Here is a 13,788-nt window from a genome sequence, read left to right as displayed (position 1 = left end):
TCCCCTAGGCCCTGGCCGCCCAAACCAATGACCGCCGTTAACCTCCAAAAGAAAAAATCTAACCTGAGAACCATCTTTGGTTACTCTATGACTGCTGTGTCGGGGGCCTGTTTATTGGCCACCATTATTCCCCTGTTTGCGGTGCTAATTTTTGTTGCCATCCAGGGTTTCCGCAGCATTAACCTTAACCTATTTCTCAAACTACCCCCGGCCCCGGGTTTGGCTGGTGGTGGAGTGGGCAATGCCATTATCGGAACCTTTATCGTGGTGGCGATCGCCACGGTGATTGCTGTGCCCATTGGAGTTTTGAGTGCGGTTTATCTTTCCGAGTTTAGCGGTGATAACCAAGTGGCCCGGGCAGTACGTTTTGCCACCAACCTGTTGAGTGGCATTCCTTCCATCATTGCGGGGGTATTTGCCTATGGGGCGTTGGTGTCTTCGGGACTATTTGGCTTTTCTGCCATTGCGGGGGGCGTTGCCCTGGCGGTGTTGATGTTGCCCACCATTATCCGTACCACCGACGAAGCGTTACAGATTGTGCCCCAGGATATTCGTTGGGCAGCTCTGGGGGTGGGAGCTTACAAATACCAGACCGTTTTATTCGTCGTTCTGCCCGCTGCCCTTTCTTCCATTATCACCGGGGTCACATTGGCGATCGCCAGGGCTGCTGGAGAAACGGCCCCCCTAATTTTCACTGCCTTATATTCCAACTTCTGGCCCCGGGGACTGAAAGAACCCATCGCGACACTGGCTGTATTGGTTTATAACTTTGCCTCGGTACCCTACAAATCTCAGCAAGAATTGGCCTGGGCAGCTTCGTTGTTGCTGGTGTTTTTGGTGCTCATTACCAACATCACCGCTCGCTTCTTTACTCGGAAGAAGGCTTATTAGATACTGATTAAATAAGGAACCCACCATGAACGAATCCCCTGCTCGGACATTAACTGAAACCATTCCTGTCTTTACTGCCCAAAACCTTGACATTTACTATGGTAATCATCGGGCAGTGCGGGATGTTTCCATGACCATTCCCAAAAATAAAATCACCGCCTTCATTGGGCCATCCGGTTGTGGGAAAAGCACGATTTTACGCTGCTTTAACCGTCTGAATGACCTGATTGAAAGTTTTCGACTGGAGGGCAAGGTTCTTTACCATAACCAAGACCTTTACTCGCCCAACATCGATGTCACTGCGGTGCGTAAATATATTGGCATGGTTTTCCAGAAGCCCAATCCCTTTCCCAAAACCATTTTCGATAACGTGGTGTACGGTGCTAGGGTCAACGGTTATAAAGGCAATTTGGAAGAGTTGGCCGAAGATTCTCTCCGACGGGCCGCCCTCTGGGACGAAGTGAAAGATAAATTAAAAGCCAGTGGTTTTTCCCTCTCCGGTGGTCAGCAACAACGACTCTGCATTGCCCGGGCGATCGCCATGCAACCGGAAGTACTGTTGATGGATGAGCCCTGCTCGGCGTTGGACCCCATTTCCACCCTGAAAGTGGAAGAGTTGATGAATGAACTGAAGGAGAATTACACCATCATTATTGTTACCCACAATATGCAACAGGCCACCAGGGTGGCGGACTACACCGCTTTTTACAACGCAGAGGCCACGGAAAAAGGTAATAAGGTGGGCTACCTAGTGGAGTTTGATCAAACCAGCAAGGTTTTTGGTGACCCCCAAGAGCAGGAAACCAAGGACTACGTCAGTGGCCGCTTCGGCTAATGGTGTCTGAGTTAAAAACCTTATTTATTGTTAATGGTTGGTTAGTTCGATTATTTAGTGATTTTTCAGGAGGATATTAATTATGGTCGTTTCCAACGGCGTGGCCACTAAGGGAGTGTTAGAAGCCCAGGGCGTTAACGTTTACTACGGCTCCCACCTAGCGGTCAAAGACTGCAATATTTCCATTCCCGAAAGACGGGTAGTGGCATTCATTGGCCCCTCCGGCTGTGGCAAAAGCACCCTGCTCCGTTGCTTCAACCGTATGAATGATTTGGTGGCGATCGCCAGGGTGGAAGGGCGGATTACCTACCATGGTGCCGATATTTATTCCCCCACAGTGGATCCAGTGGGTTTACGCTGTTCCATTGGCATGGTGTTCCAGAAAGCTAATCCTTTTCCTAAGTCCATTTACGAAAATATTGCTTGGGGGGCTAGGTTAAACAACTTTCAAGGAGATATGGATGAATTAGTGGAAACGTCCCTGCGTCGGGCGGCTCTCTGGGACGAGGTGAAGGATAAATTGAAAGCCAGTGGATTCTCCCTCTCCGGCGGTCAACAACAGCGACTCTGCATTGCCCGGGCGATCGCCGTTCAGCCGGAAGTAATTTTGATGGATGAGCCTTGTTCGGCCTTAGATCCCATTTCCACCCTCAAAATTGAAGGGCTAATGCACGAACTAAAAGAGCAGTTCACCATTGTGATTGTCACCCACAATATGCAACAAGCTTCCCGGGTTTCGGACTACACTGCCTTTTTCAACGTGGAATCAGTGGAGAAAGGAGCTAAAGTGGGTAGTCTGGTGGAATATGGCCCCACAGAGGAAATTTTCCAAAATCCGACCCAACAATCTACCCGGGATTACGTCAGCGGCCGTTTCGGTTAGTCCGGAGGCGATCAGCCATTGGCTTGACATCCTCCCTTGCTTAGCCGACTACTTGATTTCCGTCTTTGGCACTCTAGTTTTAGTATAAAGCCGTGCTGAGGCATGGAATTTCAAACCCATTTTTCTGATGATGGCTTTTGCCAGGTCAATGACCAGGAGTCCATTGATTGTCTGTGGCATGGTCGAGGAAAAAGGGGAACTCCCTTCAATTTTTGTCTTAGTCAACATCAACCGCTAATTTCCTCAATCATTTGACGAATGGAGCTTTCCTGACTTTTGATCCGGGTAGCTAATTGAAATTGCACTAGGGCCCGTATGAGATTGTGCGGAGGATATTTAACCTTGAAATAGTGATCGCCATTGAGATAATCGGTGAAAAATCTAAGTCCCAACTCAAACGAAATCAGAGCAATGGCGGGGAAAAAATAATCGTAGTCGGCGGCGGTGAGAAAATGTCGACACTGGGGCAAATAACCCTGAAGAATGCCCTGACATAGATCCAGATCAAATTCAACGGCGGACCAATTTTCCGTTTCTTCCCCCAACAGGTTACAGCCAGAGCGCAAACAATCCCCCAAATCATAATGGATTAATCCTGGTTTAGTCGTATCCAAATCAATCACACTGACGGCTTGCCCCGATTGGCGATCGAACAAAATATTATTAACCTTGGGGTCACCGTGCATTAACCTGAGTGGTAATAGTCTCTTTACCTTTGCTTGTTCCAATACTTCAACTACGGGAGTCCACTCTTCAACTACAGCCCGACAATGGGCAATTTCCCGGTTAAATTCTCCCACGGCCCTTTGACTGCTGGCCAACGCTTGGTGATATTGCTGAAGATACCCAGGGGTGTGGTGAAATCCGGGCAGGGTATCAACCAATTTTGCTGGGGGAAGATCGCTCAATAATTGGTGAAAAATGCCCAACGCAGTGCCCACTTCCTGAGCTTGCCTCGGACTAGTCAGAATATCAAAAGATTCTGAGCCTTCAATAAAACTAATGGCCCGCCAGAATTGTCCAGTGCCAGAATCCCAATGGTCTTGGTTATTTTTGGTCAAAATCACCTCGGGCATGGACCAAGGACGCCCCAGGGGATACCGTTGCAGTTTCTGTTTGATATGGGTGGTTACCCAGACCATATTGCCCATTACCGCCGCCGGATTTTTAAACACTTGATGGTTAATCCGTTGCAAAATAAAACTGGTTTGCCCTTGGCCATTTAAATCTAAATCGACTAAAAAAGTGTCATTGATATTGCCATTACCAAAGGGTTTGATCTGGACAATTTTTCCCTGGTGATTAAACTGGCCTGCAATGGCAAGAATATTCTCCGATACTTTGGTTGTTTCCCCAGGGGATTCCATAAAATTATTGGGGCTAGTGTGGATAAAGCGGCTAAAAATCAGCAAGGTGACGACGGGGCACTATTTTACCGAAAAATTGGCTATCAAGTTCCGTTGCTCAGGGCGCATTGGGGCAATTCTAGCGCCGGGGCACCATTGTTAAAAATTGGATACAATAGGGTTCAATGCCCTGTCCTGGGAAGCTTTACCGGCATTGAGGACGGCGTAAAAATTACCCAACTATTTTCTCCCATGATTCCTATGCTCCCCTGCATAACTGACAATCAATTCGATGTGGCGATCGCCGGAGGGGGCATTGTGGGGCTGGTATTGGCGGCGGGGTTACGCCAGACTGGTTTAAAAATTGCCATTATTGAAGCTTTGCCCAAGGAGCAGGCCCTCACCAAACCCCAAGCCTATGCCGTTTCCTTGTTATCGGGCAAAATTTTAGCGGGGCTGGGGGTCTGGGAAAGTATCAAGGACTCCATCGGTCATTTCGACCGCATCCAAATTTCCGACAATGATTACCGGGGCATCGTCCCCTTTGCTAAGGAAGATGTCAATGAATTGGCCCTGGGCCATGTGGCAGAACATCCGGTGATTTTGCAAGCCTTGGAAAACTGTTTGGAGCACTGTCCCCACATTACCTGGTTCCGTCCTGCCGAGTTGCTCAGTTTCACCAATTCAGAAAACCACAAACAAGTCACCCTGCAACAGGGGAAAAAGAAAATCATCCTACAGACCAAATTATTAGTGGCGGCGGATGGAGCCCGTTCCCGCGTACGTTCCTTAGCAAGTATTAAAACCAAAGGTTGGAAATATTGGCAGTCCTGCGTTGCCTTTACCATTCACCATCAAGCCCCCAGCAATAACACGGCTTTTGAGCGTTTTTGTGACACTGGTCCCATGGGAATTTTGCCCCTGCCGGGCGATCGGGCCCAGATTGTCTGGACTATGCCCCACCATAAAGCCCATACTTTGGTTAACTTACCGGAAGCGGATTTTATTGCAGAATTACGCCAACGCATTGGCGATCGCCTGGGGGAATTTCATTTAGTTAATGGCCGGCGTTTATTTCCGGTGCAACTGATGCAGAGTAATTGCTACGTGCAACCCCGCTTAGCATTGGTGGGGGATGCGGCCCATTGTTGCCACCCCGTGGGAGGCCAAGGGTTAAATTTAGGCATCCGGGACGGGGCAGCCCTGGCCCAGGTAATTGCCACTGCCCATGGCCAAGGGGAAGATTGGGGCTCCTTAACGGTGCTGAAACGTTATGAACATTGGCGAAAACCGGAAAATTGGCTCATCCTCGGCTTCACTGATCTGTTAGACCGTTTTTTTTCCAGCCATTGGTTACCGGCGATCGCCTTAAGAAGATTTGGCTTAGAAATGTTGCGGCAAGTGCCCCCGGCGAAAAAGTTCGCTTTGCGTTTGATGACTGGTTTGTTGGGCCGCAGACCCCAATTAGCCACAGATTAATACAGATCTAATCTAATACTGAGTAGCAAAACCTAGAGGGTAAAACGATGGGCAATGAGATTTCCCAATAATACGCCGATCGCCCCCACCACCAGACTACCCAGACCATAGATAAGTCCTTCCGCTAACTGTCCTGTGCGCCAGAGGGCAGTCACCTCCAGGGCGTAGGTGGAAAAGGTGGTGTAGGAACCCAAAAAACCCACCGCTAAGAGTAGGCGTAAATCCGGGGACATCAAAGCTGGTTGGGTTGCTAGGGTCACCACTAAGCCCATGCCTACACAGCCAGAGAAATTAATTAGAAAAGTGGCATAGGGCAAATCATTGCCAAAAAGTCTAGCGAGAAAAATAGTGGCATAGTAACGACATAAAGCCCCCGGTATGGCTCCTAAAATAATCGCCAATGGCGATCGAAGGGAAACCGGCATGGCTCCCAACCATTGCAACAAAGGATTCATACCAGATCATCAAAGTCGAATTCTCGGTCTAATTCTCTTTGGGAAGGGATACCCCGCCGACGATTTCCCCTAGACAATGGGTAAAATAGGCTCCCTGCCACCAATCCCCCCGCCACGGCGAACACCAATAGTAAACCCACCGGCATCTGAATCGATTGCAACGTCAAAAAGCTCAAGGAAACGAGGGTGACATTTTGCATGGTCAACAATGCCAGAGAAACTAACCCCAATGCCAACACCATGGCGATCGCCAATTGACTAATACGACGTAGCATCTAGATAAAACTCCCCTGCACAGTCGAATCCACTCCCCAAGGATAGCCCAAAAGTTGGCTTGTCCCCCCACCATAGTCCCAAAATCCAGCCCGTCCAGGGGTTATATGGTGACAGAAAAAATGACCCTCTGGATCAGGATTTAAACGGTCGGCCCATGGCGGTAACAATAAAAAGAGTCAACAGTGAATTTGCCCTATTCCACTTTTTTCCATGTTTATCCCCCTAAAGATGGGACTGACATCCCTTGACCTCCATCCTATGGTGGAAGTAGAGCAATAAAGCTCTAATTTGGTCTCGGTGTGTTAGGACGTGTCAAGGAGAGAAGCTGATGAAATTACAGCATCCCAAACCCCACAATTCTGTCCGTCGAGCGGTACGCTCTTGGGCTAGCCCCTTGGCGATCGCCTTAGTGATGATTATCGGCTTGGAAACAGCAGCAACGGCAGCTTTTTCTAGTCTCGAGGAACATACCGTTGTTTACAACGGTAAATGCCCCGGCGACAGGGACGATGACTGTAGGGACTGAGCAGAAAGTTGTCCGTTGGCCCCGGAAACCGGCTAACTTCTCGTTCAGAAGTTAACCCAGGCTAGCGGGCGGCATGCTTAGTTTCCCATCACTCATCACTAACGGCAGGCGAGGGAAAATCTCCTTCACCTCCTTTTTTTTTGCAATTTTGAGCAATTTTCCACCATCTAAAGGCAAGATGAAAGCTAGAGAGTCAAAATTTAGCGACTGCCCCAAGGATGGCCTAAAAATTTTTCCATGGCCCTGTCCAGCGGGCTTAGGATTAGAATAAAGCGAGAACCCTCCCGACAAAATCGTCTCCACCGCTCAGGACAACGACTTGTGCTCTATTTGGCTGAAATCAAGAAACAAACCAAAAACTTTTTAGGCGGCTATAAAACCGAGTTAAAACTTCTGGCCTGTCAGCACAGTGATCAGACCTGGAGTGCTCTGCCTAACGAAGAAAGCTTCCAAACCGATGACATGGGGGAAGCCAAAGAGGGAACCCTGTGGATGCTGAACCTGAGCAGTAATCGTTCTCTGCAGGGCTCCCCGGAGACGGCGGCACCGGAGTTGGTGCGTCAACTGCAAAAACTATCCCGTCTCTCGGAAAAGTTGAAAGAACAACAGGGGGAGATTGAACGTTGGCGGGAATCCCTCACCTTTCAGTTCCAGGAGCTGAGCCAGCGGGAAATGGAGATTGAAGCCAAGGAATCGGAGGTGGAAGACCGAGCCAGTCAACTTGCCCAGGTGGAACAGCAAAAGTATGAAGTGGACCAGGCCTGGCAAAGGTTAGAAGGAGAAAGGGAGCAACTGGCAAGTTTACAAAAACAATTTGGGGCCATACTGGAAAACAGTACCGAAAATCGAGAAGTTTTGCAGGGCATACTCCAGCGTTTGGGGGCCTATCCTGAAGCCATCCCTTCCCTATTCCAGGCCTTAGCCAATGCCTACCAAAGCACCGAGCAACAACAGCAGACTTTTAATGACCATTGGCAAGTAGTTACCGGTGCGGAACAAGAATTGGCAAGACATCGGGGTTTAATTCAACAAAAACAGGAATTGCTGGCTATCCATGGACAGGAATTAGAGGCCATCAGCCAGGAATTGGCCAAGGCTAAAGTGCAATTGACAGTGGAACAACAGGGGGTACTCAATGGCCAAAAGCTTTTGTCCCAGTTAAAAACTGAAATTGCGGTCGCAGAAAGTTTACAAACTAATCTGTATCGCTTGGCTACCGGAGCGATGAGCGTTGATAAAGACCATCAAATTGACATTCAGCACCTGGAGCAACTCCCCCTGGGGGCGCTGGAAGAAATGGTCAAAGAATTGCAAGCAGACATGCAAAAGCTGGCCCGCTTTGTTAATGACCAAGAGGATGAGCTGACTCTCCAATGTGAAGAGGTGAACGCCATCCAAGCCCGCCTGGAAGCCGCTGATGATTACGGTCGTTTGGCCATTGAGCAAGAGTTAAACGAAGAACAGGAAAGGAAACGTATGCTGGATGAAACCTTGATTGGCCAGCGCCGCAACCTTAAAGAACGTCAGGAAGTGCTGTTACAACATTTAAAAATCCTCCGTCGCCGTCAGGGCCTGGTGGAAATTGACGATAGCATCCCCAACATTGATTTGGATCCGGTCATCCAACAATTGGAAGAGCGCAAACATAAACTCCAGGGAGAAAAGGCCCAGTTGGAACAGAATTTGCAATCAACTAAGCAGGGACTGGGGGAAATCGAGACTATGATTGCCAACCTGGACCGGCAATATCAAGATAAAAAGGCTAATTTTGAGCACGATCGCCGGGAAGTGGAAGATTTGCAGAAAGAAATGGCGGCCCTGGAAGTCCGGGCCAATCTACTGCGGGGGGCCCTCCAACCCCTCCAGGATCAGTTAGATGTGATTAAACCTCGACTACAGGAGATCCAAACCCTATTGTTTGGCGGTTAGCTTCAGTTAATGGCGGATTTTGTCATAGTGTTCCCTAGTCGGACGTTCCATTAACCCGGAAGAAATTTCTTCGCCATTGGCATTCTGGCCTGGATTACTGGGATAATGGTCCGTACCCTGAGCTTCTGCATTGAAACCATAGTCCTGAAGTTATGACCCAAGCTCCCCTCGCTCCATCCCGTCATCCTCTCAGAGAATATATTCAAAACCTAGAAGCGGGCCAGGCTCTGTTGGCGGATTCCCCAGAAAATACCTTAGAAGTGGTGGGCATTCTCAAAAGTTATGGCGTGATCCTCGATGCCTATTCCATCAATCTGCAATACATTGCTAACACTCAGTATCTCAAGTTGTTTCCCTTTTTTAAGTATTTCAACGGCAGTGTTACTGGCGATCGCCTATTGAAACATTGGTGGCACAATCGGATTAATTATGAATATGCGGAATATTGCATGAAGGCGATGATGTGGCATGGGGGGGGAAAATTAGATGAATATTTGGATGGTGTGGAATTCAAAGTCAATGTGGGTAAATTAATCAGAGCAAAGATTAAAGGGAATCCGTTTCTACAACTGCTCAACAGGATTTTTCCGGAATTTTTGCCCGAACAAATGCGAATGATGGCCTACTATTCTGCCTTGGGGCAATTTTGGCGGGTTATGGCAGATATTTTCTTAAGTCTTTCCGACCGTTATGACCGGGGAGAAATCAAAACTATCCCTGCGGTGGTACAACATATTCAGGATGGCCTAGTGGCCGATGCCGCCCGTCCCGTTACCTACCAATTAGAGCTGAGCGGAATTACCTACGACATTCTGTCCCCCAGTGCCAATCTGGCTTTTTTAATGGAAACCGCTGTGCCTTACGTGGAAGCGGTATTTTTCCGGGGTACTCCTTTCCCTGGAACTATTTCCTACAACGCCCAGGCAGGACAAATTCCGCCGGACCAAAGTTTATTCACCTATGGCGCTCTCTATGCCGATCCCTTACCCGTTGGTGGGGCGGGTATTCCCCCCACTCTGTTAATGCAGGATATGCGCCACTTTTTACCGGACTATCTCCACCGGGTTTATCAAGCATCCCTAAGACAGGAAGGGGATTTGTTGGTGCAAATTTGTGAGAGTTTTCAGAAGTCCATGTTTTGCGTCACCACCGCCGCCATTCGGGGTTTAGCCCCCTACCCCCTAGAAACAAATGATCCCCAAGAACAGGAAACCAATCGGGCCTATTTGGAAAATTGGATGAATCGTTTCGTCACCTCCCGGGTGGAAATTATTAACCTGCCCTGAATTTCCAGAAACACTGTGGTTGAGAATGTTAACGGTATTAAACTGGCCATGGACCAGTGTCGGGTGGAAACCATCCGTCTCCTGCACCGCATTCCCCCGGCCCTAGGCGATCGCCAGTGGCACCCGGATTTTAGCCCCATTGATTGGCATTTCGGCCACATTGCTTTTACGGAAGCCCTTTGGCTATTGCCTGAACAGGAACGGGAAAAGTTTCATCCTCCCGCCTACCAAAAATTATTCCGGGCCGATGGTTTAGCCAAATCTGAACGTTGTGCATTGCCTGGCCGTGACGCCATTGAACAATATTTAGGGGCAGTGAGGGCCGCGGTGGAACTGGTCTGGGAATCTTCCATTGGGTCCTCGGATCAAGGCCAGATAAGATTATGGTGGTGGCTGCTGCAACATGAAGTGCAACACAGCGAAACCATCAGTTTTTTAAGCCATCTGGCCGGCATTGACCTGGGGGTTAATACCCATGATTTTGCAGTTGATCCCCAGAGGGAGATGTTGGAGGCACCCATGGTGGCCATACCCGCTGGGGGATTTTACCAAGGCAGTGGAGAAATATGGGCCCAAGATAACGAACGGCCAGCCCATTGGGTGGAAGTGGAACAATTCTGGCTAGACCAGTACCCGGTCACCCAAGCCCAGTATCAAAAATTCATTGACGCTGGGGGTTATCAACAGAGCAAGTATTGGACAGAAGCCGGTTGGCAATGGCGATCGGCACAAAATATTACGGAACCGTTTTATTGGCAAGGTGCGGGAAAAAAATCCAACCATCCCGTTTATGGGGTCAGTGCCTACGAAGCGGAAGCCTACGCCAACTTTTTTGGTAAACGTTTACCTACAGAGAGGGAATGGGAAAGGGCTGCCCGTTGGTCTAGCCAACACTCCTCTAGTCCTTATCCTTGGGGAGAAACCTTGCCTAGTGAAGAACGATGTAACTTTGACAATTGCCATGGGCAAACCACCCCAGTGAATTACTATCATCAAGGCCGCAATCAAGCTAATTGTTACGACCTATTGGGCAATGTGTGGGAATGGACCGCTTCCCCTTTCGAGCCCTATGACAACTTCCAACCCTATCCCTATCGGAGCTATTCTCAGGCTTATTTTGATGGGCAACACCGGGTAATGCGCGGAGGAAGTTGGGCCACCCGTAGCTGGGGATTGAGAGCCAGTTTTCGTAATTGGTATCATCCCTGGACTAGACAGGTTTTAGTTGGTTTCCGTTGCGCTAGTTGAGACCTCTATAGGGGATTCTAGCTCAGCTGTCATGGTTTCCCCCAGGGCTTCACAATGGGGCGGGGCCCCTTGGCTCCGGTTGATAAAAATGGCCATGCCTTTATCGTAATTGCTGGCGATCGCCAAAAAAGCTCCGGCCATAATGTAAATAGGCAGGGGTAAAATCGCCCCCAATAACCATTGGAAAAGTTGAACCCCGGCAAATAGGACCACCACCACTAAAATCAAAAATGGCATCAAGGATCCCTCCTAAATTTCCAGCGATTTTAACAAAAATATCTCCCGGGAAGTTTCTTTCCTTCGGGAATAGGGCAAGCGGTGGAACTTAGCTTCGCTCTCCGTACTATCATTTCATTGGCAGGTCGTTTTCTGATCATAGTTGGAGCAACTAAGTTTTGCATCGATCCGACAGCCTTACAGGAGCTACACTTTCTCCTCTCAATAGACAAGGTATGGAATTAACAATTGGCTGGCTCTACCCCAAACTCATGAGCACCTATGGCGATCGGGGCAACGTCATTTGCATTCAACGTCGTTGTCAATGGCGGGATATTCCCGTGAAAATTCTTCCCCTGGAACAGACCAGCCATGCAGAACTATTTCTCCAGGCGGACGTAATTGTGGGGGGGGGAGCCCAGGATCGACAGCAGGAAATTGTCATGCGGGATCTCCAAGGCGCTAAGGCAGAGGCCCTAAAAAATCAGTTAGACAGTGGGATTCCCGGTGTATTTACCTGCGGCTCTCCCCAACTGTTGGGGCATTACTATGAACCCGCTTTGGGACAACGGATTGAAGGTTTGGGATTGCTGGATATGGTTAGTAAACATCCCGGCCCCGAAGCTAAACGCTGTATTGGCAATGTGGTGTTTGAAATTACCGCTGAACCCCTCCGGCGGGAGTTGGAAGCGATGACGGGGGAAATCCCGACAGTAATTGGTTTTGAAAACCACGGCGGCCGCACCTATCTGCAATCCGTTTCTCCCTTGGGTAAAGTCAAAGTGGGCTATGGTAACAACGGTGAAGATGGTTATGAAGGAGCTTTCCACCAAAAGGCGATCGCCACCTACTCCCATGGCCCTTTGCTACCCAAAAATCCCTTTTTAGCTGATTGGTTAATCCGCACTGCGTTGGAGAAGAAGTATGAAGATTCAGTGCAGTTAACCCCCTTGGATGACCGCCTGGCCCAGCAAGCCCGCACCGCCATGCTCAAACGGCTAGAATAGGAGCAATTTGATTACGAAATGTAACAAGCCCTCACCACTGGCTAGAGATTATGACGGACGTTCGACCACGGATTTGCATTTTAGGGGGAGGATTTGGGGGGCTTTACACCGCCCTGCGCCTCAGTCAACTGCCCTGGGAGGGCCATACCCCACCGGAAATTGTCCTCGTCGATCAACGGGATCGGTTTTTGTTTGCCCCTTTTCTCTACGAATTGGTGACGGAGGAAATGCAAACTTGGGAAATTGCCCCACCCTTCGGGGAACTGTTAGCAGAATCGGGGGTAATTTTTCGCCAAGCTGAAGTAACCGCCATCGATATTGTCCGTCAACAGGTACAGTTAAAATCCCCAGATAATTCAGGACATGGGACTGATTCAGAAAATTTAGACTATAGCCAATTGGTGATTGCCCTGGGGGGTCGAACTCCTTTACCAAATCTGCCGGGACTAAAGGATTATGGCTTGGGATTTCGGACCTTGGAAGATGCCTATAAACTCAAGCAAAAATTAAAAGTTCTAGAACAATCCAACACTGAAAAAATTCGGGTTGCCATTGTCGGTGGTGGCTACAGCGGGGTGGAATTAGCGGCCAAACTAGGCGATCGCCTGGGAACTCGGGGCCGCATCCGCATTATCGAACGGGGCAAAGAAATTTTAGGGTTATCCCCGGAATTCAACCGTCAACAGGCCCAGGCTAGCCTTTCCGCCAAAGGCATTTGGGTAGATACGGAAACCACTGTCACCGCCATTACCTCCCATGATCTCACCCTAAAATTCCGAGATCAAGAGGATGTCATTCCTGTGGATTTGGTGCTTTGGACTGTGGGCACCGAAGTTGCTCCCCTCATTGGCAGTTTACCCCTGCCTCACAATGACCAGGGCTTACTGAAAACCAATGCTCAACTACAGGTGGAAGGAAAAGCTAATATTTTTGCCCTGGGGGATGGGGCCGAATGCCGTGATGTCAGCGGTCAGTTAATCCCCCCCACAGCCCAGGGAGCGTTTCAACAGGCTGATTATTGTGCTTGGAATATCTGGGCTAACTTAACCGGGCGTCCCCTCCTACCGTGTCGTTACCAACCCCTAGGGGAAATGCTTGCCTTGGGCATCGATAGTGCAGTACTGAATGGTTTAGGCATTAAGTTAACGGGCCCCGCCGCTGTGCTGGCCCGCCGGTTAGTCTATCTCTATCGCTTCCCCACCTGGCAACACCAACTAACTGTGGGCTTAAATTGGCTGACCCGCCCCCTAGGGAATTGGCTCAAAAATGAACCTTCCTGAATTGAATACCGTCTAAAAAGCTTGCCTTCTCCGGCGATCGCCAGCAAGATTGCCGGGAGGAGAAAAGTGAGTCGGGCCCTGGAAGTCCCAGCTTGCTTGCTTTGGGAACTGTATTGCGGTTACTATCTCCC

The 13,788-nt window shown here is 49.3% G+C and carries 14 protein-coding genes; 10 read left to right on the top strand and 4 right to left on the bottom strand.

Annotation, left to right across the window (positions count from 1 at the left end; all coding sequences use genetic code 11):
* Window positions 1-27: 27 nt before the first annotated feature.
* The 3 genes from pstA to pstB (D082_RS10500) all read left to right on the top strand — a co-directional run bounded on the left by pstA (window position 28) and on the right by pstB (D082_RS10500) (window position 2,609).
* Window positions 28-891 (top strand): phosphate ABC transporter permease PstA, encoded by an 864-nt coding sequence (gene pstA / locus D082_RS10510; protein ID WP_028947715.1) that lies wholly within the window; start codon window positions 28-30, stop codon window positions 889-891.
* A 25-nt stretch (window positions 892-916) separates the two neighbouring features.
* Complete coding sequence (pstB, locus tag D082_RS10505) at window positions 917-1,726, top strand: phosphate ABC transporter ATP-binding protein PstB (RefSeq protein WP_028947716.1); 810 nt, start codon at window positions 917-919, stop codon at window positions 1,724-1,726.
* 82 nt (window positions 1,727-1,808) lie between these two features.
* Window positions 1,809-2,609, top strand: coding sequence for a phosphate ABC transporter ATP-binding protein PstB (gene pstB, locus D082_RS10500; RefSeq protein WP_028947717.1), 801 nt, complete (start codon window positions 1,809-1,811; stop codon window positions 2,607-2,609).
* A gap of 227 nt (window positions 2,610-2,836) precedes the next feature.
* Here the strand turns inward: pstB (D082_RS10500) and D082_RS10490 are convergent, their stop codons facing one another.
* Window positions 2,837-4,021, bottom strand: a complete 1,185-nt coding sequence (locus D082_RS10490) for a phosphotransferase enzyme family protein (protein ID WP_238546696.1) — start codon at window positions 4,019-4,021, stop codon at window positions 2,837-2,839.
* 186 nt (window positions 4,022-4,207) lie between these two features.
* On the opposite strand from D082_RS10490, the gene D082_RS10485 reads away from it, so the two are divergent.
* Window positions 4,208-5,434 carry an FAD-dependent hydroxylase gene (locus D082_RS10485; protein ID WP_028947720.1) on the top strand — a complete coding sequence of 409 codons (1,227 nt, stop codon included), beginning with the start codon at window positions 4,208-4,210 and terminating at the stop codon, window positions 5,432-5,434.
* Window positions 5,435-5,466: 32 nt separating this feature from the next.
* On the opposite strand, the gene crcB is transcribed toward D082_RS10485, so the two are convergent.
* On the bottom strand, window positions 5,467-5,859 hold the full coding sequence (gene crcB, locus D082_RS10480) for a fluoride efflux transporter CrcB (RefSeq protein WP_238546694.1): 393 nt from the start codon (window positions 5,857-5,859) through the stop codon (window positions 5,467-5,469).
* A gap of 26 nt (window positions 5,860-5,885) precedes the next feature.
* Window positions 5,886-6,164, bottom strand: a complete 279-nt coding sequence (locus tag D082_RS10475) for a lipopolysaccharide assembly protein LapA domain-containing protein (RefSeq protein WP_028947722.1) — start codon at window positions 6,162-6,164, stop codon at window positions 5,886-5,888.
* A gap of 329 nt (window positions 6,165-6,493) precedes the next feature.
* On the opposite strand from D082_RS10475, the gene D082_RS17755 reads away from it, so the two are divergent.
* The 4 genes from D082_RS17755 (at window position 6,494) to D082_RS10460 (ending at window position 11,154) form a co-directional block, all read left to right on the top strand.
* Complete coding sequence (locus D082_RS17755) at window positions 6,494-6,691, top strand: hypothetical protein (RefSeq protein ID WP_071880792.1); 198 nt, start codon at window positions 6,494-6,496, stop codon at window positions 6,689-6,691.
* Between the two features lie 237 nt (window positions 6,692-6,928).
* Window positions 6,929-8,620, top strand: coding sequence for a pilus motility taxis protein HmpF (gene hmpF, locus D082_RS10470; RefSeq protein WP_238546693.1), 1,692 nt, complete (start codon window positions 6,929-6,931; stop codon window positions 8,618-8,620).
* 152 nt (window positions 8,621-8,772) lie between these two features.
* Complete coding sequence (locus D082_RS10465) at window positions 8,773-9,906, top strand: CO2 hydration protein (protein WP_028947725.1); 1,134 nt, start codon at window positions 8,773-8,775, stop codon at window positions 9,904-9,906.
* Between the two features lie 15 nt (window positions 9,907-9,921).
* Window positions 9,922-11,154, top strand: a complete 1,233-nt coding sequence (locus D082_RS10460) for an SUMF1/EgtB/PvdO family nonheme iron enzyme (protein ID WP_028947726.1) — start codon at window positions 9,922-9,924, stop codon at window positions 11,152-11,154.
* Here D082_RS10460 and D082_RS10455 read toward each other — a convergent pair.
* A complete protein-coding gene (locus D082_RS10455; RefSeq protein WP_038530733.1) occupies window positions 11,128-11,391 on the bottom strand; it encodes a hypothetical protein in 264 nt (87 codons plus the stop codon). The genes D082_RS10460 and D082_RS10455 overlap by 27 nt on opposite strands.
* A gap of 215 nt (window positions 11,392-11,606) precedes the next feature.
* On the opposite strand from D082_RS10455, the gene D082_RS10450 reads away from it, so the two are divergent.
* Together D082_RS10450 and D082_RS10445 are read left to right on the top strand one after the other, a co-directional pair.
* Window positions 11,607-12,377: a type 1 glutamine amidotransferase gene (locus D082_RS10450; protein ID WP_028947727.1), complete on the top strand. Its 771-nt coding sequence runs from the start codon at window positions 11,607-11,609 to the stop codon at window positions 12,375-12,377.
* Window positions 12,378-12,427: 50 nt separating this feature from the next.
* Window positions 12,428-13,657 carry an NAD(P)/FAD-dependent oxidoreductase gene (locus tag D082_RS10445; protein ID WP_028947728.1) on the top strand — a complete coding sequence of 410 codons (1,230 nt, stop codon included), beginning with the start codon at window positions 12,428-12,430 and terminating at the stop codon, window positions 13,655-13,657.
* Window positions 13,658-13,788 lie beyond the last annotated feature (131 nt).

The sequence above is a fragment of the Synechocystis sp. PCC 6714 genome, from assembly GCF_000478825.2.
GTDB lineage: Bacteria > Cyanobacteriota > Cyanobacteriia > Cyanobacteriales > Microcystaceae > Synechocystis.
This window is presented reverse-complemented; position numbering and strand designations above follow the sequence as displayed.

What these genes read in the sequence shown, in the direction of transcription:
- D082_RS17755 (WP_071880792.1), top strand. Translation starts at nt 6,494, where the DNA reads ATGAAATTACAGCATCCCAAACCCCACAATTCTGTCCGTCGAGCGGTA.
- D082_RS10455 (WP_038530733.1), bottom strand. Translation starts at nt 11,391, where the DNA reads ATGCCATTTTTGATTTTAGTGGTGGTGGTCCTATTTGCCGGGGTTCAA.
- D082_RS10485 (WP_028947720.1), top strand. Translation starts at nt 4,208, where the DNA reads ATGATTCCTATGCTCCCCTGCATAACTGACAATCAATTCGATGTGGCG.
- pstB (WP_028947716.1), top strand. Translation starts at nt 917, where the DNA reads ATGAACGAATCCCCTGCTCGGACATTAACTGAAACCATTCCTGTCTTT.
- hmpF (WP_238546693.1), top strand. Translation starts at nt 6,929, where the DNA reads ATGGCCCTGTCCAGCGGGCTTAGGATTAGAATAAAGCGAGAACCCTCC.
- pstB (WP_028947717.1), top strand. Translation starts at nt 1,809, where the DNA reads ATGGTCGTTTCCAACGGCGTGGCCACTAAGGGAGTGTTAGAAGCCCAG.
- D082_RS10450 (WP_028947727.1), top strand. Translation starts at nt 11,607, where the DNA reads ATGGAATTAACAATTGGCTGGCTCTACCCCAAACTCATGAGCACCTAT.
- crcB (WP_238546694.1), bottom strand. Translation starts at nt 5,859, where the DNA reads ATGCCGGTTTCCCTTCGATCGCCATTGGCGATTATTTTAGGAGCCATA.
- D082_RS10475 (WP_028947722.1), bottom strand. Translation starts at nt 6,164, where the DNA reads ATGCTACGTCGTATTAGTCAATTGGCGATCGCCATGGTGTTGGCATTG.
- D082_RS10445 (WP_028947728.1), top strand. Translation starts at nt 12,428, where the DNA reads ATGACGGACGTTCGACCACGGATTTGCATTTTAGGGGGAGGATTTGGG.
- D082_RS10465 (WP_028947725.1), top strand. Translation starts at nt 8,773, where the DNA reads ATGACCCAAGCTCCCCTCGCTCCATCCCGTCATCCTCTCAGAGAATAT.
- pstA (WP_028947715.1), top strand. Translation starts at nt 28, where the DNA reads ATGACCGCCGTTAACCTCCAAAAGAAAAAATCTAACCTGAGAACCATC.